Annotated in this window: 15 protein-coding genes and 1 tRNA gene; 10 read left to right on the forward strand and 6 right to left on the reverse strand. The window is 46.0% G+C overall.

What is annotated here, in order from left to right; translation table 11 throughout:
* Positions 1-279 precede the first annotated feature (279 nt).
* From QUA03_RS25405 to QUA03_RS25435, 7 genes are all read left to right on the forward strand, one after another.
* Positions 280-846, forward strand: a complete 567-nt coding sequence (locus tag QUA03_RS25405) for a photosystem I assembly protein Ycf4 (RefSeq protein WP_333216027.1) — start codon at positions 280-282, stop codon at positions 844-846.
* Positions 847-1,162: 316 nt separating this feature from the next.
* Complete coding sequence (locus QUA03_RS25410) at positions 1,163-1,945, forward strand: peptidylprolyl isomerase (RefSeq protein ID WP_333216028.1); 783 nt, start codon at positions 1,163-1,165, stop codon at positions 1,943-1,945.
* Positions 1,946-2,071: 126 nt separating this feature from the next.
* Positions 2,072-3,343, forward strand: coding sequence for a beta-ketoacyl synthase N-terminal-like domain-containing protein (locus QUA03_RS25415; RefSeq protein WP_333216030.1), 1,272 nt, complete (start codon positions 2,072-2,074; stop codon positions 3,341-3,343).
* Positions 3,344-3,678: 335 nt separating this feature from the next.
* Positions 3,679-4,788, forward strand: coding sequence for an ATP-binding protein (locus tag QUA03_RS25420; protein WP_333216031.1), 1,110 nt, complete (start codon positions 3,679-3,681; stop codon positions 4,786-4,788).
* Positions 4,789-4,970: 182 nt separating this feature from the next.
* Complete coding sequence (gene mutL / locus QUA03_RS25425; protein ID WP_333216033.1) at positions 4,971-6,848, forward strand: DNA mismatch repair endonuclease MutL; 1,878 nt, start codon at positions 4,971-4,973, stop codon at positions 6,846-6,848.
* Positions 6,849-7,016: 168 nt separating this feature from the next.
* Positions 7,017-7,841, forward strand: a complete 825-nt coding sequence (locus QUA03_RS25430; RefSeq protein ID WP_333216050.1) for a SirB1 family protein — start codon at positions 7,017-7,019, stop codon at positions 7,839-7,841.
* A 343-nt stretch (positions 7,842-8,184) separates the two neighbouring features.
* On the forward strand, positions 8,185-8,871 hold the full coding sequence (locus QUA03_RS25435) for an alpha/beta hydrolase (protein WP_333216036.1): 687 nt from the start codon (positions 8,185-8,187) through the stop codon (positions 8,869-8,871).
* A gap of 158 nt (positions 8,872-9,029) precedes the next feature.
* Here QUA03_RS25435 and QUA03_RS25440 read toward each other — a convergent pair whose 3' ends face one another.
* On the reverse strand, positions 9,030-9,494 hold the full coding sequence (locus tag QUA03_RS25440; RefSeq protein WP_333057572.1) for an SRPBCC family protein: 465 nt from the start codon (positions 9,492-9,494) through the stop codon (positions 9,030-9,032).
* A gap of 147 nt (positions 9,495-9,641) precedes the next feature.
* Between QUA03_RS25440 and QUA03_RS25445 the strand changes: the two genes are divergently transcribed.
* Positions 9,642-10,841, forward strand: coding sequence for a transposase (locus tag QUA03_RS25445; RefSeq protein ID WP_333216038.1), 1,200 nt, complete (start codon positions 9,642-9,644; stop codon positions 10,839-10,841).
* A gap of 101 nt (positions 10,842-10,942) precedes the next feature.
* Positions 10,943-12,619 carry a mechanosensitive ion channel gene (locus QUA03_RS25450; protein WP_333216040.1) on the forward strand — a complete coding sequence of 559 codons (1,677 nt, stop codon included), beginning with the start codon at positions 10,943-10,945 and terminating at the stop codon, positions 12,617-12,619.
* 231 nt (positions 12,620-12,850) lie between these two features.
* On the opposite strand, the gene QUA03_RS25455 is transcribed toward QUA03_RS25450, so the two are convergent.
* From QUA03_RS25455 to QUA03_RS25470, 4 genes are all read right to left on the reverse strand, one after another.
* A tRNA-Pro gene (locus tag QUA03_RS25455) sits at positions 12,851-12,924 on the reverse strand.
* Between the two features lie 37 nt (positions 12,925-12,961).
* Positions 12,962-13,330: a DUF1818 family protein gene (locus QUA03_RS25460; RefSeq protein ID WP_333216042.1), complete on the reverse strand. Its 369-nt coding sequence runs from the start codon at positions 13,328-13,330 to the stop codon at positions 12,962-12,964.
* Between the two features lie 141 nt (positions 13,331-13,471).
* Complete coding sequence (locus QUA03_RS25465; protein ID WP_333216044.1) at positions 13,472-14,119, reverse strand: hypothetical protein; 648 nt, start codon at positions 14,117-14,119, stop codon at positions 13,472-13,474.
* Positions 14,120-14,371: 252 nt separating this feature from the next.
* Entirely contained in the window at positions 14,372-14,608 is a 237-nt protein-coding gene (locus tag QUA03_RS25470) for a DNA-directed RNA polymerase subunit omega (RefSeq protein WP_333080095.1), read from the reverse strand.
* 80 nt (positions 14,609-14,688) lie between these two features.
* Here QUA03_RS25470 and QUA03_RS25475 point away from each other — a divergent pair, with 80 nt between their 5' ends.
* Positions 14,689-15,381, forward strand: a complete 693-nt coding sequence (locus QUA03_RS25475) for a GDSL-type esterase/lipase family protein (protein WP_333216046.1) — start codon at positions 14,689-14,691, stop codon at positions 15,379-15,381.
* Between the two features lie 207 nt (positions 15,382-15,588).
* On the opposite strand, the gene QUA03_RS25480 is transcribed toward QUA03_RS25475, so the two are convergent.
* Positions 15,589-16,695, reverse strand: coding sequence for an amidase (locus QUA03_RS25480; RefSeq protein WP_333216048.1), 1,107 nt, complete (start codon positions 16,693-16,695; stop codon positions 15,589-15,591).
* Positions 16,696-16,770 lie beyond the last annotated feature (75 nt).

The raw sequence follows: 16,770 nt of genomic DNA on the forward strand, positions 1-16,770 counted from the left end.
GATCGCGTTTGAGCCAGTCGTCGAGGACATCAAATATGCCTCTTTCGGTCTGGGCGCGTCCGACTGCGATTGTCATTGGGGTAAAATCCTTTTGCTTGTTAAAAGACCAAGGTTTCTAATTAAAGTTAACATAACTATATATTAGAAGTTCATAATTTTTCAACATAATTAGCAGGAGTTGATACACAATGCCGATCGGTCGATCGCGATCTCGTCAGCGAAGCGTGACGCTCGGTGGGCTAATTGAATTAAGATTTGGCTTTAAGGCTGTTTAATTTTATGACTGCAAAAACAATGACCTCGATCGATCCTGTACTGCGCTACCCGGTTTTGGGCTCCCGCCGCTTCAGCAATTACTGGTGGGCGACGGTGGTCAGCATTGGAGGGACTGGTTTCCTGCTGTCGGGCATTTCCAGCTACTTGCACGTTAACCTGCTGCCTTTTGCTGACCCGACTCAGCTTGTTTTCATCCCCCAAGGCATTGCGATGGGTTTCTACGGTGTCTGTGGCGTGCTGTTGGCGCTCTACCTGTGGCTGACTATTCTCTGGGATGTCGGTGGCGGTTACAACGAGTTCGATCGACAAACTGGTAACATTCGGATCTTTCGCTGGGGTTTTCCCGGCAAAAACCGCAAAGTTGATTTTAATTGCAAGACATCGGATGTGCAATCTGTGCGGGTAGACATTAAAGAAGGTCTCAATCCCCGCCGCAGTATTTATCTTAAGCTCAAAGACCGCCGTCAGTTTCCCCTGACTAGAGTCGGACAGCCGATTGCTTTGTCTGAAGTGGAAAATCAAGCGGCCGAATTGGCTCGATTTTTGCAAGTTCCTCTAGAAGGACTTTAGGGATTTTCGATTTGCGGTTTTAGATTTTAGATTGGTAATGTCTCGTAGGGTGCGCCGGGCCGCGCACCTTACCTAGCTGGTAAGTGAAAAAGATCGATCTGCGAGTAAGCCTATTACCAATTTTTGAATCTATCAATTCACCATACTTCGGATAGTTTTTGATTGCCAACTGTAGAATAAGAGTTTCAAGGTGATTAGGCAAGTTCGCTATCCAAGGAAAATCGCGGTTTTTAGACTACGAACTAAAAACAGTTCGGGCTATTGAATTAAAATCTTTAGTTGCCAAGTCCGTAATTGACTCAAAGTGAAAATACAAATGCAAATGCAAATCAAAATTCAGCGGTGGTTGTTCTCACTTTTAATAATTGGCGCGCTGTTTGTCGGAGGATGCGGTAGTTCCCCTGTGGCAAACTCGACTCCGACACCAAATCCGGCGTCGGGTGAAAATATTTCTTTGTCTCCGTCTCCTTCTCCTGCTGTAGTGGCGAGTTCGCAATTTAGCAATTTGCCACGATTGGAAGGAAAAGCAACGGTGGTGATGACGGTTAAAGGTGCTCCAATTACGATCGAACTCGACGGCACAAATGCGCCAATTACTGCGGGCAATTTTGTCGATTTGGTTCAGAAAGGAGTCTACGACGGGCTGGTATTTCACCGAGTCGTGCGGGAACCTCAGCCTTTTGTAGTTCAGGGTGGCGACCCCCAGGGCAAAGACCTTAAATTCCCTACAGCGCGACTGGGAACTGGGGGTTTTATTGACCCAAAAACTTCTACCGAACGCAGGATTCCTCTGGAAATTAAAGTAAAAGGTGCTGCCAATCCGACTTACAGCCAAACGCTAGAAGAAGCTGGGGTTAAGGAGAAACCCGTGTTGATGCACACTCGCGGGGCTGTTGCTATGGCTCGATCGCAGAGTCCTGATTCGGCTTCTTCTCAGTTTTACTTTACTTTGACCGATGTACCGTTTTTGGACGGTAGCTATGCGGTTTTTGGGTACGTAAAGCAAGGCATGGATGTGATTGATAAGATTGAAGCGGGCGATCGCATTGATAAGGCTACCGTTACTCAGGGTTTGGAAAATTTTAAGGCTGTTAATTAGTAGTCAGTTGGCAGTTGGCAGTTGGCAGTTGGCAGTTGGCAGTTGGCAGTTGGCAGTTGGCAGTAGTCATTTGAGAAACAACTGCCTTCTACTTTCTACTTTGTGCCAAAAGCAAGCCTTTTACTTATGGATGTTGTTGTTACCGGAATTGGTCTTGTTTCGGCTTTAGGTACTCTGGATGATGGCTGGAAAAGATTGTTGTCCGGGAAGTCTGGAATTCGACACCATCAACCTTTTTTAGAAATGGAACCGCTACCTTTGGCTTTGGTTGGCACAAAACCTGCTGATTTAATAACTTTAATTCGGCAGGTTTTAGCAGATGCTTTGCAAGATGCTAATTTGACTTTGCCTTTGCCAGATTGCGGGATTGCGATCGGTTCTAGCCGTGGCTTCCAGGCAAATTTGGAACTGTTGGCAAGCGAAGGAAGTTCGGCAACGGATTGTGTAACGGATGTAACGGATGGAAGAAAGACGGAAGTTGAAAGAAGTCTGAGGGAATTCGGAAGAGGGAAGTCGCAAAAAGCAAGGGAATTCCCAATTACCGATTCCGACTTCCCAATCCCCAATTCCCAATTACCGATTACTAATTGTCAATTTGTGAATTTTTTGCCTCACATGGGGGCGATCGCAGCGGCGAGGGCAATTGGTTCGACGGGGCCGGTGCTGGCGCCGATGGCTGCTTGTGCGACGGGCTTACAGTCGATCGCCCGCGCTGTTGATTTAATCCGCACGGGTGAGTGTCAGCGGGCGATCGCAGGTGCTGTGGAAGCGCCTATCACACCGCTGACTCTGGCTGGATTTAGCCGGATGGGTGCTTTGGCAAACAATGGGTGCTATCCCTTTGATGAAAATCGGGAAGGCTTTGTGCTCGGTGAAGGCGGGGCTTTATTTGTATTAGAATCTGCCGAGTTGGCAAGGCGTCGTGGTGCTAAAATTTACGGTCGAGTTTCCGGTTTTGGCTTGACAAATGATGCTTGCCATGCTAATGCGCCGGAGCTGGGGGGGGAAAGTGCGATCGCGGCGGTAAATCAATGTTTGAAACGCAGTAATTTAGCGGCGATTGATATAGATTTTATTCATGCTCACGGTACTGCAACTGAGTTGAATGACCGACACGAAGCACTGTTAATTGAGAAGTTATTTCACCCAGGAATTGCTGTTAGTTCGACTAAGGGGGCTACGGGTCATACTTTGGGAGCTTCGGGAGCTTTGGGCGTGGCTTTTTGTTTGATGAGTATTAAATATCAGATGTTGCCGCCTTGCGTGGGAATGAAAAAACCGGGGTTTGAATTAGATTTTGTTCGCTGTGCGCGATCGGCTATTGTCAGAAATGCGGTTTGTTTAAGTTTTGGCTTTGGCGGGCAGAATGCTGCGATCGTTTTATCGGGCAATCGTTAATTTTTGTAAACTCGGTCGATCGGCATTTAATTTACACGATCTCTCTACAGTTAAAATCTTCTGAGGTGGCCGGAGAACTCTCCCACGTCCAATTTAAATCTCAAAAATAGTACAATATTTATGTATTTTAGTCAACTAACTGAGAACTTTGGTGAGATTGCTGGTGCTGCTGTCCTAGTCTGGCTCTGCATCCAGACGCTAGTCCTGGCGTCACAGCCTGGGAGGCTAGAAAAGAGAGCCAGATTAAAGCAGTATTGTATTTTATTAACGCACCGAGGGCGATCGGTGAAAATAGAAGAAAGAAACTGTTTAAATTAAGTCTCAGGTATTTTCACATGGATCTGGCATCTCATCGATTTATGTCTTATTTTGAACCAGAGCAAGCTGCTCACCTTTGCCAAATAGCTGTTTTGGAGAGTTTTGCTGAGGAAACGCTGGTTTTTGAAGAAGGAGAAATAGCCGATTTTTTCTATCTAGTTTTAGAAGGTAAAGTCGAGTTTAGCAAGCGGATTGAAAATCATAAATATCAAACGGTTGCTGTCGCTAAGCCAGACGATTATTTTGGCGAACTCGGAGTTTTGGACGGAGAGCCTCGCAGTGCTAGAGCTGTGGCAGTTGCAGGCTCGACTTTGGCGAAAATAGGCCGTGAAGAACTAATCACAACTCTCCAGTTTGCTAAAGGCAGTTCGGTACTGCAAATGTTTAGTTTCATTACTAAAAATTTACGGGAGACCACGGATCAATATGTCAGCCAGTTGGTACACAAACAAAAAATGGTATTGGTAGGAGAAATGGTGAGTACAATTATTCACGATTTCAAAAGTCCTTTTACCGGAATTAAACTCTCCAGTGAAATGCTCAAAGAAATGCACTCAGATGAGGAAACTCAGGAGTGGTGTGAACTTATTCAATTGCAGGTTCATCGAATGTTGGGGATGGCTGAAGAAGTATTAGAATTTTCGCGAGGCAATTCTGTATTCAATAAAAAACCAGTTAATTTAATTCAGACTTTGCAGCAGTTTGAAAAGTTGAACAGAGTTTATTGTGAAGCAGCAAAAGTAGATTTAGCAGTACGGGTGACAGAAGTAATAGTGGAAGCGGATGAAAATAAGATTTTGCGCGTTTTACAAAATTTAGTTGGGAATGCTGTTGAGGCTTTTGGTGGAAGGGGGGGTCGGGTGGAGATTGCGGTGACACAAAGTGAGGAGTGGGCAGAAATTAGCATTTACGATAACGGCCCAGGCATTCCGCCGACAATTAAGGAAAAGTTATTTGAACCGTTTGTGACTTATGGCAAGCGGACTGGTACTGGGTTGGGAACGGCAATTGTTAAGTCGATTGTTGAGGCTCACAAAGGGAAAATTACTTATGAGTCAGAGGACGGAAAAGGTACAACTTTTTACATCCGCTTGCCAAAAATCATGGCTTTAGGAGAGCAAAATTAAGCAGGTTGGAAGATATATACTTAGGACTTTTTCACTAAGCATCAGAGACTTAGTTGATGAGTAAATATCTTGTTGTAAAACAATATTTTCCTAATAAACCGGGTTTAAGAGCGTAAGTCATAATACTGTGTAGCGACTTGGAGAATCAAGTATAATTGAATTAACGAACTGCTAAAAATTTGATGCCAGTTAATATTCAAACTTTACCCACAGAAGTTATCAATTTAATTGCCGCCGGCGAAGTGATTGACTCGATCGCCGCAGCGGTAAGAGAATTAGTTGAAAATTCTCTGGATGCTGGCGCAACTCGCATCGTTGTTTCTGTCTGGCCCGAACAGTGGCGGGTGCAAGTTGCAGATAATGGTACGGGAATGGATCTGGAAAATTTGCAGCAGGCGGCTTCGCCTCACAGTACGAGCAAAATTACCACGGAAGCAGACCTTTACAAAATTGATACTTTGGGATTTCGTGGGGAAGCTTTGCACAGTTTAGCTCAGTTGGGCTGTTTGGAGGTTTTGAGCCGATCGAATGATTTGGGATTGGGGGATTTTTCTGAAAATCGAGAGTCGGCGCAAACCCCCGCCAAATCTTCCTTTAACAAGGGGGGAGTTGAAAATGCTCGATCGGGCTGGCGGGTGGTTTACAATAACGCGGGCGTTGCTGTAGAGGTGGAAACAGCCGCGATCGCTCCGGGTACGGTGGTGACTGTTGATAATTTGTTTGGCAATTGGCCTGTGCGCCGCAGTTTTTTGTCGCCGGCACAGCAAATGCGATCGATCCAATTAACCCTTCAGCAAATTGCTATTTGTCACCCGCACGTTAATTGGCAGTTGCGTCAAGCAAATACCCCTTGTTTGCACGTAACTCCTGGTAGCACAGCAGAACAACTTTTACCTCAGTTCGTGCGCGGTGTGCGATCGAGCGATTTGCAGTATTTAAAGTTAGATTTGCCTGCGAGTCCTCAAAATCAGAAAGCTGCAAGTTTATTGCTAGAAACTCAACTTGTGGGCGCTACAGTTAAGCCTAATTACCAATTACCAGTTGCTACTTCCCAATTCCCAATTTCCAATTCCCAGTTTTTAGAATTAGTAATTGGTTTGCCCGATCGCTGTCACCGCAGACGGCCGGATTGGGTGAAAGTTGGGGTAAATCGGCGAGTTGTGCGATCGCCCGAATTAGAGCAAACTATTCTCAGCGCCTTTGCCCGCACTTGTCCGCGAGATCGCTATCCCGTGTGTTTTGTCCACCTGCAAATCTCCCCTTCGGAAATCGACTGGAACCGCCACCCCGCTAAGGTGGAAATTTATCTACATGATCCGAGTTTTTGGCAAGCGCAAGTTAGCGCGGCAATTACTCGTGCTTTGCATTTGAACGATGAAGTTTTGCCGCCTGCCCCAATTCCCGATCGAGTGGGAAAATTGCTGAAGGCATCGGAACAAAAAAGTGCTTACAGGGTCGGGATTTCGGCTAGGCAGAATGATGGCGGCGGTGAAGAGGAAAAAGCTAATAAAATAGGATTGATGGAATTGAGGGCGATCGCTCAAGTCCACAATACATACATTGTTGCGGAACATTCCAGTGGAATGTGGTTGGTGGAACAGCACATCGCTCACGAGCGCGTTTTATACGAGCAATTGTGTGCGGCGTGGCAGCTAAAATGTCTAGAAAAACCAGTGATTCTGAGTCAATTATCAGCAGTGGAAATTGAAAATTTATCCCGCTTAGGTTTGGAAGTAGAAAGTTTTGGGGAACAGCTATGGGCTGCCCGCGAAGTTCCTGAATTGTTGGCAGATCGAGATGACTGTGCGGAGGCGATTTTTGAACTCAGTAAAGTCGCAGATTTGCAAGCTGCTCAAGTTGCGACTGCTTGCCGTAGCGCTATGCGAAACGGTACTCCTTTGAGTCTTTCCCAAATGCAAAATTTGTTGGATGAATGGCAGCAAACTCGCAATCCGCGCACTTGTCCTCACGGTCGCCCTATCTATTTTGCTTTGGAAGAATCGACTCTGGCTCGGATTTTTCGCCGCAGTTGGGTGATTGGCAAAAGTCACGGGATTTAAAGGTTAAAAGTTAAGCTGTAAGGTGCGCGTTACATACAAGACTGTTTTTTTTGAACCGCAGAGGGCGCAGAGAACGCAGAGAGGAAGAGAAGAGAGATGTTTTTAATATTTTTTTGGGCAACTGGATATTCGTATAAAATGTCAATTAAAATCAAATAAATGATAAATATGGATTTTCCGATCGCCCGACAACTCTTTTATCAAGAAATAAATCAGCCTGATGGCTCGATCGACCTGGCGAAAGCTGCTCTTTACATGGCTTTGGAAGAATACCCCAATTTAGAGCCCGAGGAGTATCTCAACGCTCTCGACACGCTCGCAGATGAAGTGCGCGATCGCCTGCCGGCACAGAATTATCCGCTGCGGATTATTCAAACTATTAACGCCTATTTATATGGGGAGTTGCAGTTTGCGGGCAATGATGTTGATTATTACGACCCCCGCAATAGCTTTTTGAATGAAGTTATCGATCGGCGTACTGGTATTCCGATCTCTTTATCTTTGGTTTATTTGGAGGTTGCTAAGCGCATTGATTTTCCAATGGTGGGAATTGGGATGCCAGGACATTTTTTAATTAGACCGGATTTTGAAGATGCTGGCATTTTTGTTGATGCGTTTAACGGCGGCGAAATCTTGTTTCCTGAAGATTGTCAAGCCAGACTTTCTCAAATTTATGGTCAACCTATGGAGTTGCAGCCGACTTTTCTCGCCCCGGTAAGTCGCCGACATTTGTTGGGGCGAATGCTGGGAAATCTGAAGGCGATTTACTTGCAACAGCAAGATGCTGTGAGGGTACTCTTGGCGATCGAACGGATTTTGCTGCTGTTTCCCGATGCGCTGGGGGAACGGCGCGATCGCGGAATTCTCTATTATCAACTGGGACGCTTGGTGGAAGCGCGCCACGATTTGGAACTATACCTGAGAAATACTCCGAATGCTCCTGATGCTGCTAGAATTCGCCAATTAGTCGATCGGCTCGATCGGGATATGTGAACTTAAATTTGCTATCGATCGCACACTATAAGACCTATTCAAGTGACACTCAATAAACTGCTGCCCCACGACTCAAATTCGCTTTTATAATTTTTGCAAAGGTATATAAAATTGTCAAACCGCTAATTATAACATATTAATGGTCAATTAATACCTATCTTTTGATAGGTTAAATTTGCTTGACGTGACTGTAGAATCATAGGTCATTTACCGAACTTCCGAGTCCACTTTCCCGACTGATACCCGCACTGATACCCGCACTGATACCCGCACTGATACCCGCACAGATACCTGCACAGACGACCGATCGAAAAAGTATTTTGACGTAAAGAGGCACAAACTTATGAACTTTCAGTTTCAACAAGGTTATCTCAACGGAATGCAACCGCTGTCAGCCCATTTAACCAAAAGAATGTCAAATTCTTTATCATTAGGTTTGGCGCTTTTGCTGGGAACAAGTGCAGTATTCCTAAGCAGTGGCAAAGCCTTTGCATTAGATAATCTTACCGTAAAATACGGTGCTGTTGACGTAACATTACCGATGAGCGACTTGCAAAGCTTTGCACAAACCGGCCAAGCATCATCTCAACTGCAAAGCGTTCTGAGTCTTGCGAAACAAACTCCGGAGTCGATGCGCGAAATATTAACGCGAGAAGTGCCTTTAGATTCCCAATTAGTAGCGCGACTAGCAAGCACTTATTTTGGGGAAATTGTTTTCAAACAATTGGGCGAGGTTGCTTATGCGCCGACTGCTCGGCTTCAAAGCGTGCCGGCACTGCGCGATGCTTTAGTCGCAGCTTCCAAAGATGGCAAAATATCGCTGATAGAAGTGATGCAAAATTACAGCCCTGCTGCTTTAGAAGTTGACGGCAATCAAGCGATGGTTATTTATGAACGAGTGATTAAAGATGTGCAAGATTTGCAAGCTTTGTATCAGAATTCCCCGGCTTTGCAAAATACGGCTAACCAAGCCGTGAATTCGGCGAGAGAAATGATTTGTCAGCCCAATCCATCGGGAAGTGCGAAATAAATAACTGAAGTTGGAGGGAAGGGGTAATTGGGAATTGGGAATTGGGAATTGGTGTTTTTTCCTATTAGCCCTAGCTTTCAGCTATTAGCAATTACTTATGACCGATTACCAATTACTCGGCTACGCGAGGGTAAAAGTTCCCAATTACCCATTATCCATTACCCCTTACCCATTCTTTGAGATAGTTGCTCTGCTACCCGCTTGAGTCTGCGGAGTTGGTCTTTCATATCTTTTTCTGTCCAAGGGGCTGCAAAGCGATTGAAACCAAATCTAATTAAACGATTGGGAATTTGAAATTCAAAGCGGTTAATCAAGAGAGTTCCTTGGATTTGCGGCTGGCATTCCCAACGATCGCATCCTTTGAAAAATCCGTCAAACCCCCAAACAATTAAACCGGGTTGTCGCTCCAACACAACACTCTCTAAAGAGGGTTGCAAAACGGGAATTTTTATGATAAATAAGCTGCGACTTCCTACGGCAGTATCCCATTCACCCTGGGGATCGCAGCGTAGCAGGGGATTGAGCCACTTGTGCATTAAAGTGCGATCGACTATACATTGCTCCACAAGAGTAGCAGCAGCGCGAATTTCAATGGATTGCTCGAAAACTTGACGAATTGACATGAGAACCTGCAACAAGGAGGGTATTACAAAACTTTGCTTACTTGATAGTCCTTTATTTACTTGTAACGTCAATTTTCCCAGAAATTAAAAGATTGACACACTCATAAATACAGTGTATCATCTTGAATTAAAGTATATATACCGATTATGGAGTTAGTCGAAAGGCACATCATTAAACCAAATCATAGGTTTTATCGAGAAGCCGATAGACTCTCTTTGCTGTGCAAAAATCTTTACAATAGCGCTAACTACATCTACCATAAAAAATTTTTTGCTAGCCAACAAACAAACGCTCTGGCTGTTGATCACGCCCTCAAAACAAGTCCTGATTACAAAGCACTGCCCGCAAAATTAGCACAAAGCACGATCGGCTTAGTGAGCAAAGCATGGACTAGCTACTATCTAGGGGTGCGAAACTATCAGGAAGACACCACTAAATTTAAAACCGCACCGCAAATCCCTCATTATCAAGGTTCAAGAGATCGAAAAAGAGAGGACGGGCGCTATGTAGTTGTATTTAATTGTCAAGCTGTCAGCAAAAGAGCCTTAAAAAAAGGATATGCTCGCCCCTCCGGGACTAATATTTGGTTGCCATTAAAAGTCACCTCGATTCTGGAAATCCGGATTGTTCCCAAAGTAGGTTGTTATGTGGTCGAGGTGCTCTATGAGAAGTTAGAACAGCCTTTACAAGTTAATCAGACAGTAACTGCCATAGATTTAGGATTAAACAATCTGGCAACATTAACCTACAATGTTCGTGGGTTAGTAGCGACAATCTACGACGGACGGGCTGTTAAGTCAACCAATCAATACTGCAATCAAGTTTCATCGGCATTGAAATTATTGCTGCCCGTAGCGCAAAAAAACAGTAAAAAACTCGCCAAATTGTGGCACAAGCGTAACTGTAAAGTGGATTACTACCTCCCCACGACGAGTTACGCAATTATTAAAGAACTCGTTAATCATCAAATTGGCTTGCTGGCTATAGGCTGGAACGATGATTTTAAAGATGGGATTAATACAGGTTTGGTTAATAATCAAAATTTTCCCTGTATTCCCCATCGCCGGTTTGTGCAAATGTTGCAGTACAAAGGACAACTTGCTGGAATTCCAGTTCTGTTAGTTGAGGAGAGTTACACCTCCCAATGTTCAGCTTTGGATTTGGAACCAATTCAACAACATTCCGACTACATTGGCAGTAGGGTAAAAAGAGGATTGTTCAGAACCCAAACTGGACGCTTCATCAATGCCGATGTAAACGGTTATTGGAATATTGGCCCAAAAGCAGTCGGAGATTGGTTTATCCCAAATTCGATAGAGGGTTTTGTAGTTAACCCAGTACATTAAAAGTGTACAAACATTAAATTTAGGCGATGTCTAGATTTTTTGGAACTATTATTAAAGTTTCGTCTTCACCTTGTCAAATGTGACGTTAACCTGAGAAAAAAATGAATGAAACTTGGCAAGAAATAACTCAACCGATATCGGGCCCCATAGGGGCTTTGTCCGATCGCATTTTGGCCCAGGCCCAGCCCGGGAATCCGCTGACAGATGCAGAACGCGGAATTAACAATTTCCTTCAGGGCTCAAACATTGAAAATCTCCTCTGGGCCGTCGGTATCCTGCTCATTGGCTTGATAGTATCAGCCCTCGTCTCTTCTGTAGTGGGGGGATTGCTCAAGAAGACTACGCTGGACAATCGGCTGGCTGCTTGGATTACCGGGCGCCCGGAAGGAGCTGGAGCCCCGCACGTGGAAAAATGGATTTCCGCAGCGGTGTTCTGGATCATTTTTGTATTTTTCCTAATTGCCTTTTTCAACCGGCTGAATCTAACGGCTGTCTCGCAACCCCTCAATACTTTTCTCAATCAAATTACCGGTTTCTTGCCGAAGTTAGCCGGTGCACTAATTTGGTTGGGGATTGCTTGGGTGTTGGCAACTGTAGCCAAAATGGCCGTATCGCGGGCGATGCGGGCTTTTAGCGTGGACGAGCGCTTGAATCAAGAGGTGGGAACTGCGCCCACTGAGCGCCCTTTGCTGCTGAGCGATACTGTGGCGAATGCGCTGTACTGGTTCATTTTTCTGCTGTTTTTGCCGCTGATTCTCGACTCGCTGGAAATGCAGCAGGCTCTGCTGCCGGTTAATAATTTACTCAACCAAATTCTGGCAGCAATTCCGAAAATTCTGGAAGCTTTGGTGATTGGGTTTGTGGGCTGGCTACTGGCTATGGTGGTGCGACGGATTGTTACGAATCTGTTGGCTGCTGCTGGGGCGGACGGTTTGGGCGCTCGGTTTGGAATTTCGCGGACTTCTGGCGGACAATCGCTTTCGTGGATTGTCGGTACGATCGTCTATGTTTTGATTTTGATTCCAACGGCGATCGCAGCTCTGAACGCTTTGGACATTCAGGCGATTTCGCAGCCGGCAATCGCGATGCTCAACACAATTCTGGGCGCGCTTCCCAACATTTTTACAGCAGCGCTAATTCTGGGGGTTGCTTACTTTTTGGGGCGCTGGATCAGCGATTTGGTGACTAATATCCTGACGGGAATTGGCTTTAACAATGTCTTTTCTTGGTTGGGAGTGCAGCAGCCGAAACAGCGACTGCGACTACCGCCAAGTTCGATCGATCCGGAGGCAACGATTCTTCAGGAACCGGAACTTCCGGCCCGCACGCCTTCTGAGTTTGTCGGCATCGTGGTGCAGGTGGGCATCATGCTGTTTGCTGTGGTGGCGGCTACCGATGTGCTGGGGATTCCAGCACTGACTGCGATTGTTAGCGGTATTGTCCTGGTTGCAGGTCGGGTGCTGGCCGGTTTGGTGGTATTTGCGATCGGCTTGTATTTGGCGAATCTGGCGTTTAGTTTGATTGCCAGTTCTGGAACTCGTCAAGCGCGGCTTTTGGGCCAAGCGGCTCGGATCGCGATTATTGCCTTTGTTTCAGCCTTGGCGCTGCAACAGATGGGCATTGGCAGCGATATTGTGAATTTGGCTTTCGGGCTGCTGCTTGGGGCGATCGCAGTTGGCATTGCTTTAGCTTTTGGTTTGGGCGGGCGCGAGATTGCGGCCGACCAAATTCGCGAATTGTTAGCGTCGTTTAAACAAGATAAGACGCCGCGTTTGTAATACTATAAAAAGGCGTTTGTCAAGTACAAACGCCTTTTTTTTATGATTAATTTTATTGTGAGGGTCGCGAGGTGATCGCAAAGCCTTTGAATTTGAGGATACAGCTATAGACTGTTCGGAAGCAGAGATTGATTCTTGTTTCTGGGCCGATGCCCCTAATTGAGAATGGTAAGAGCTGCGTCGCCGGCCCTAAAACAACAAAACCTTCTCTATGAGAAGGTTTTATCACAATCGGAGCGGCGGGATTTGAACCCACGACCCCTACTACCCCAAAGTAGTGCGCTACCAAGCTGCGCTACGCCCCGACAGCTTTAACAGCTTAGCATAGAATTCCCGAAAAAGTCAAAAAACTTTTAAAACTTTTGCAGCCTGCACCAAACTCGGAGCCACAGCCGTCGGCCAAAAACCCTCGCACCTCCTGCCAGCATTCAAGATCAACTGCACGCTGTAAGCTTCGGGATAGCCTTCCACCTGCACCCACAGCAAGTCGCTTTCGGCTTCAATAGCTATTTTTTCCTCGTCCATTAACTCAGAGGCCATGTGACTCATGGTGCCGGCTAATTGCCCCAACAATCGGCAAAAATCGTTTAACTCAGCCTCCGTGAGTTCGATCGCCCAACTGTCGCCACCCACCAAACCCTTAAACTCCTGGGCCTCCGGGTTCCATCCCAAACGCCACCCAACACCCGTTTTAATTACACGTTCCACCATTAAGGGATTTTACATTTTAGATTGTGGATTTTAGATTAGTAGGACTTACTCATAAATACGAAAGAAAACGGGTTTTTTACCTGTGTTAAACGCTCAACAGCAATATTCCCGTAAAAAACCCGGTTTCTGCATTCCTGAGTATTAAGGTGCCAGCAACTTCGCATCTCCCGGCTGCGGCTGCGGTATCTCCGGCGAATTCGATCGTCCTTGTGGTTTTTCCCCCGCCGTCGGTGTGCGCCCACCCCCCGAACTCTCCGTAAAAACCTCAACCAAAGCTTGAACCAAAGCATCCCGCTGTGCTCTATTTAACTTTTGAATAGCAGCGCGATCCTGTTCCATGGGATTTGAGCGCAAAAGGTCTTTTCCCGGATAAACACTTTCCACCAAATAATCTGGAGTGGCGCCCAAATAGTCAGCTAAACTCAACTTCCAATCAAAGCGGTAATTGGGCGGCCGTCCTTTAACAAATACGTGATATCGAATCAACCGCCCGACTAAAGTATTGGTAGGATCGACCTTCCCCGTTTCCTTAGAAATGTAGTTATTTTCGATCGGGAAATCCGGCAATTTTTCGTACACCAATTTCCACGCATCTTGCACCCTCACTTGCGGGGGCGCAGATTGTTGAGCCACCCGCTGCACTGAGGCAGACTCAGAACTCCGCAGCAGCGAAGGTTCCAAAGCCGACATACTCAGTTCCCCGGATTCCAATACCCAACTCAAAAGCGTGAAAATCGCTACACTCAAAGTAACCAACAGAAAACTTAAGCCCTGCTTTAATCTATTCACGGTTTTGACAAAAATTTCAAAAATAGAATAATTTCATAAACTTACCCCCAAGCAGATGTCCTAGTTCCTAATTTTAGGATTTACACTCCTCAACCCGGTTTATTAGAAAAATCAGATTTTTGTTAACGAGGGAACTAGAAATAAACCGGGTTTATCCTCCCGCGCGCCCAAGTCTAGTTTGAAAAAGTTGTGAGTTTTGAGTTGACAAAAATTGCTGGCAATTCACCACTCAAAACCCAAAACTCCAGAAGTCTAGTACTTGTCTCCGATAATTTCCGGCTGAGTCAGTTCGTCGGACATCTCAAATATCGCCCGCATTACAGGTTTCATTTGATGGTCGTCCATATTGTCAAAATCTTCATAGCGACGGCGTTTTGCGCGGTTCGCCACCTGCACCGTAATCCGATAGCGGTTGGATGCACCGTTAATCAACTCTTCCGCGCGACGGGTTAGCTGAGTAGAATCGAAGGGTGGACGCTTATTAGCCATGAGACTACCTACTTTATGTAATGTTACATTCTAGTCTAGTATGTCAAGATTCATAATTTATTAACTGAGTATCATTGCTTATGCAGGTAGCAACAGCCTATTCCTTTGGTCACTTGCATCGGGGAAATTCTCATCCCCTCAAATTGGTTGCTTTCGGCGACAGCTTAATCTACGGTTTCGGCGACGGTGTAGGTGGGGGTTGGGTGGAAAGATTGCGGCGCCAGTGGATGTTACCGGAGAGTGCAGGACACGTTTTATACAATTTGGGCGTTCGGGGCGATCGCACCTATCAAGTCTCCCAGCGGCTCGAAAACGAGTTTCGCCACCGTGGCGAACTGAGAAACCGTTTCCCGGATGCGATTATTCTTTCGGTAGGCCTCAACGATTCGGCGAGAGTGCAGTCGCCTACCGGGCGCAGCTACACTGAGTTTGAACATTTTAAAACTGTTTTGGATCATTTGTTAAACCTGTCCCAACAACTTTGTCCGGTGATATTTGTCGGGATGGTGCCGGTGGATGAAAGTAAAATGCCTTTTCAAGATTGTTTGTATTACAGTCATGCTGACCAATATCGGTATAAAGAAGCAACGAAATTAGCTTGTGAGTTGCGGGGAATTCCCTATTTAGATATTTTTGATAAATGGATAAATCGGGGCAGTGATTGGTGGCGATCGCGCCTGATTGCAGACGGGCTGCATCCCAATGCAGCGGGGTATCAATCTTTATTTGAAGATGTGACAAGTTGGGAGCCGCTAGCCTCTATTAGTCATTAGTCAGTAGTCATTAGTCATCCGTAAAAATGAAGTAGGGTGCGTCAGCTAGCATTATTTCCGCTACAAACTAAGAATCTCACAACTGACCCACTCCCCCAAAAAACGGTGAGTCAGATTCATACTTTCCGTGCAAATTGAAAATCTCAAACCTGACGAACCCTACCACTGATTGTATTCTTGACCATCAAAGAAAACTTGATAAAAGGCTCAATAACCAGGTGGATGTTGCAAACTACCAACCACTTTATCGATCGCTTCTGCGATCGCCAACAACTCCATTTCACGCCACCGCTTACCAACAATTTGCATTCCAATCGGTAAACCATTTTGAGTTTGTCCAATTGGAATTACCACGGCAGGATGTCCACTAAGATTAGAAGGCATCGTGTAAGCCCCGTTTGCCACTGCATGAGGATAGGATCTGCCATCAATGTCAACGGCACTCCAAGCGGGACGGTGAGTAAACGCAGCGGTTGCAGCAACGGGACAAAGCCATACATCCCAAGGTTCTAATGCCTCATCTATATGGGCAGTGAAGGCATCGCGCTGTGTGAGTGCCTCGAAATATCCTTTCAAACTTGGATTCAATATCTCAGGTAGGAATCTGCTGAAATCTCCCAATTTTCGGAGTTCCTTCTCGCCTTGGGTTGCGGTGCGGAAGATTAACTCTAAACTACGACGCAGGTTATATCTATCCTGCGGTTGAGCGTAGATAGTGAGGTACATTGACATCCGTCCGTAGAGATTCAATATTTTGGAAAGGTCAAAGTCTTTGGGAAGCCAGCGTTCGATTTGGACACCTGCGTCAGAGAGTGTCTGCACGATCGACTCCATAGCTGCTCGAATTTCAGAAGCAACGGGAACTTCGGCCCATTCAGCAGTCCAAGCGATTTTTAAATTCTGCAAAGGCTTGCCAGAGGGTCGATCGATCGGAACCGGCGGGACATCAGGGCGTCGCAGATCCGCGCCTGCAATTAACGAAAAACATAGCCGGATATCTTCGATTGATCGAGCAAAACACCCAACGGTCATCATTTGCCGAATAGACAGTGGCATTCCCGGCACTTCAGGAATCTGCCCTGCTGTAGAAATACGGCGATCTGTCGGCTTTAAACCATATATGCCGCAGAAATGAGCGGGTTGACGCACTGAACCCCCGAAATCGTTCCCCAAATCCAACGGTGAAAGTCCGGCGGCGACAGCAGCGGCACTCCCTCCAGAACTGCCACCAGGTGTGTAGTCAAGATGCCAAGGATTATTCACCCGTGGAAACAGAGAATTTGTGCTTTGATAATCGGCAGCCAGTTCCGCCACATTGGTGACAAGTTAAGGAAAAAGGGAAATTGTCAAGGGTAGTATTTGCATGGGTCTGGGATCGTGGGAAACTTA

This window comes from Microcoleus sp. S36b_A4, from assembly GCF_036700645.1.
GTDB lineage: Bacteria > Cyanobacteriota > Cyanobacteriia > Cyanobacteriales > Microcoleaceae > Microcoleus.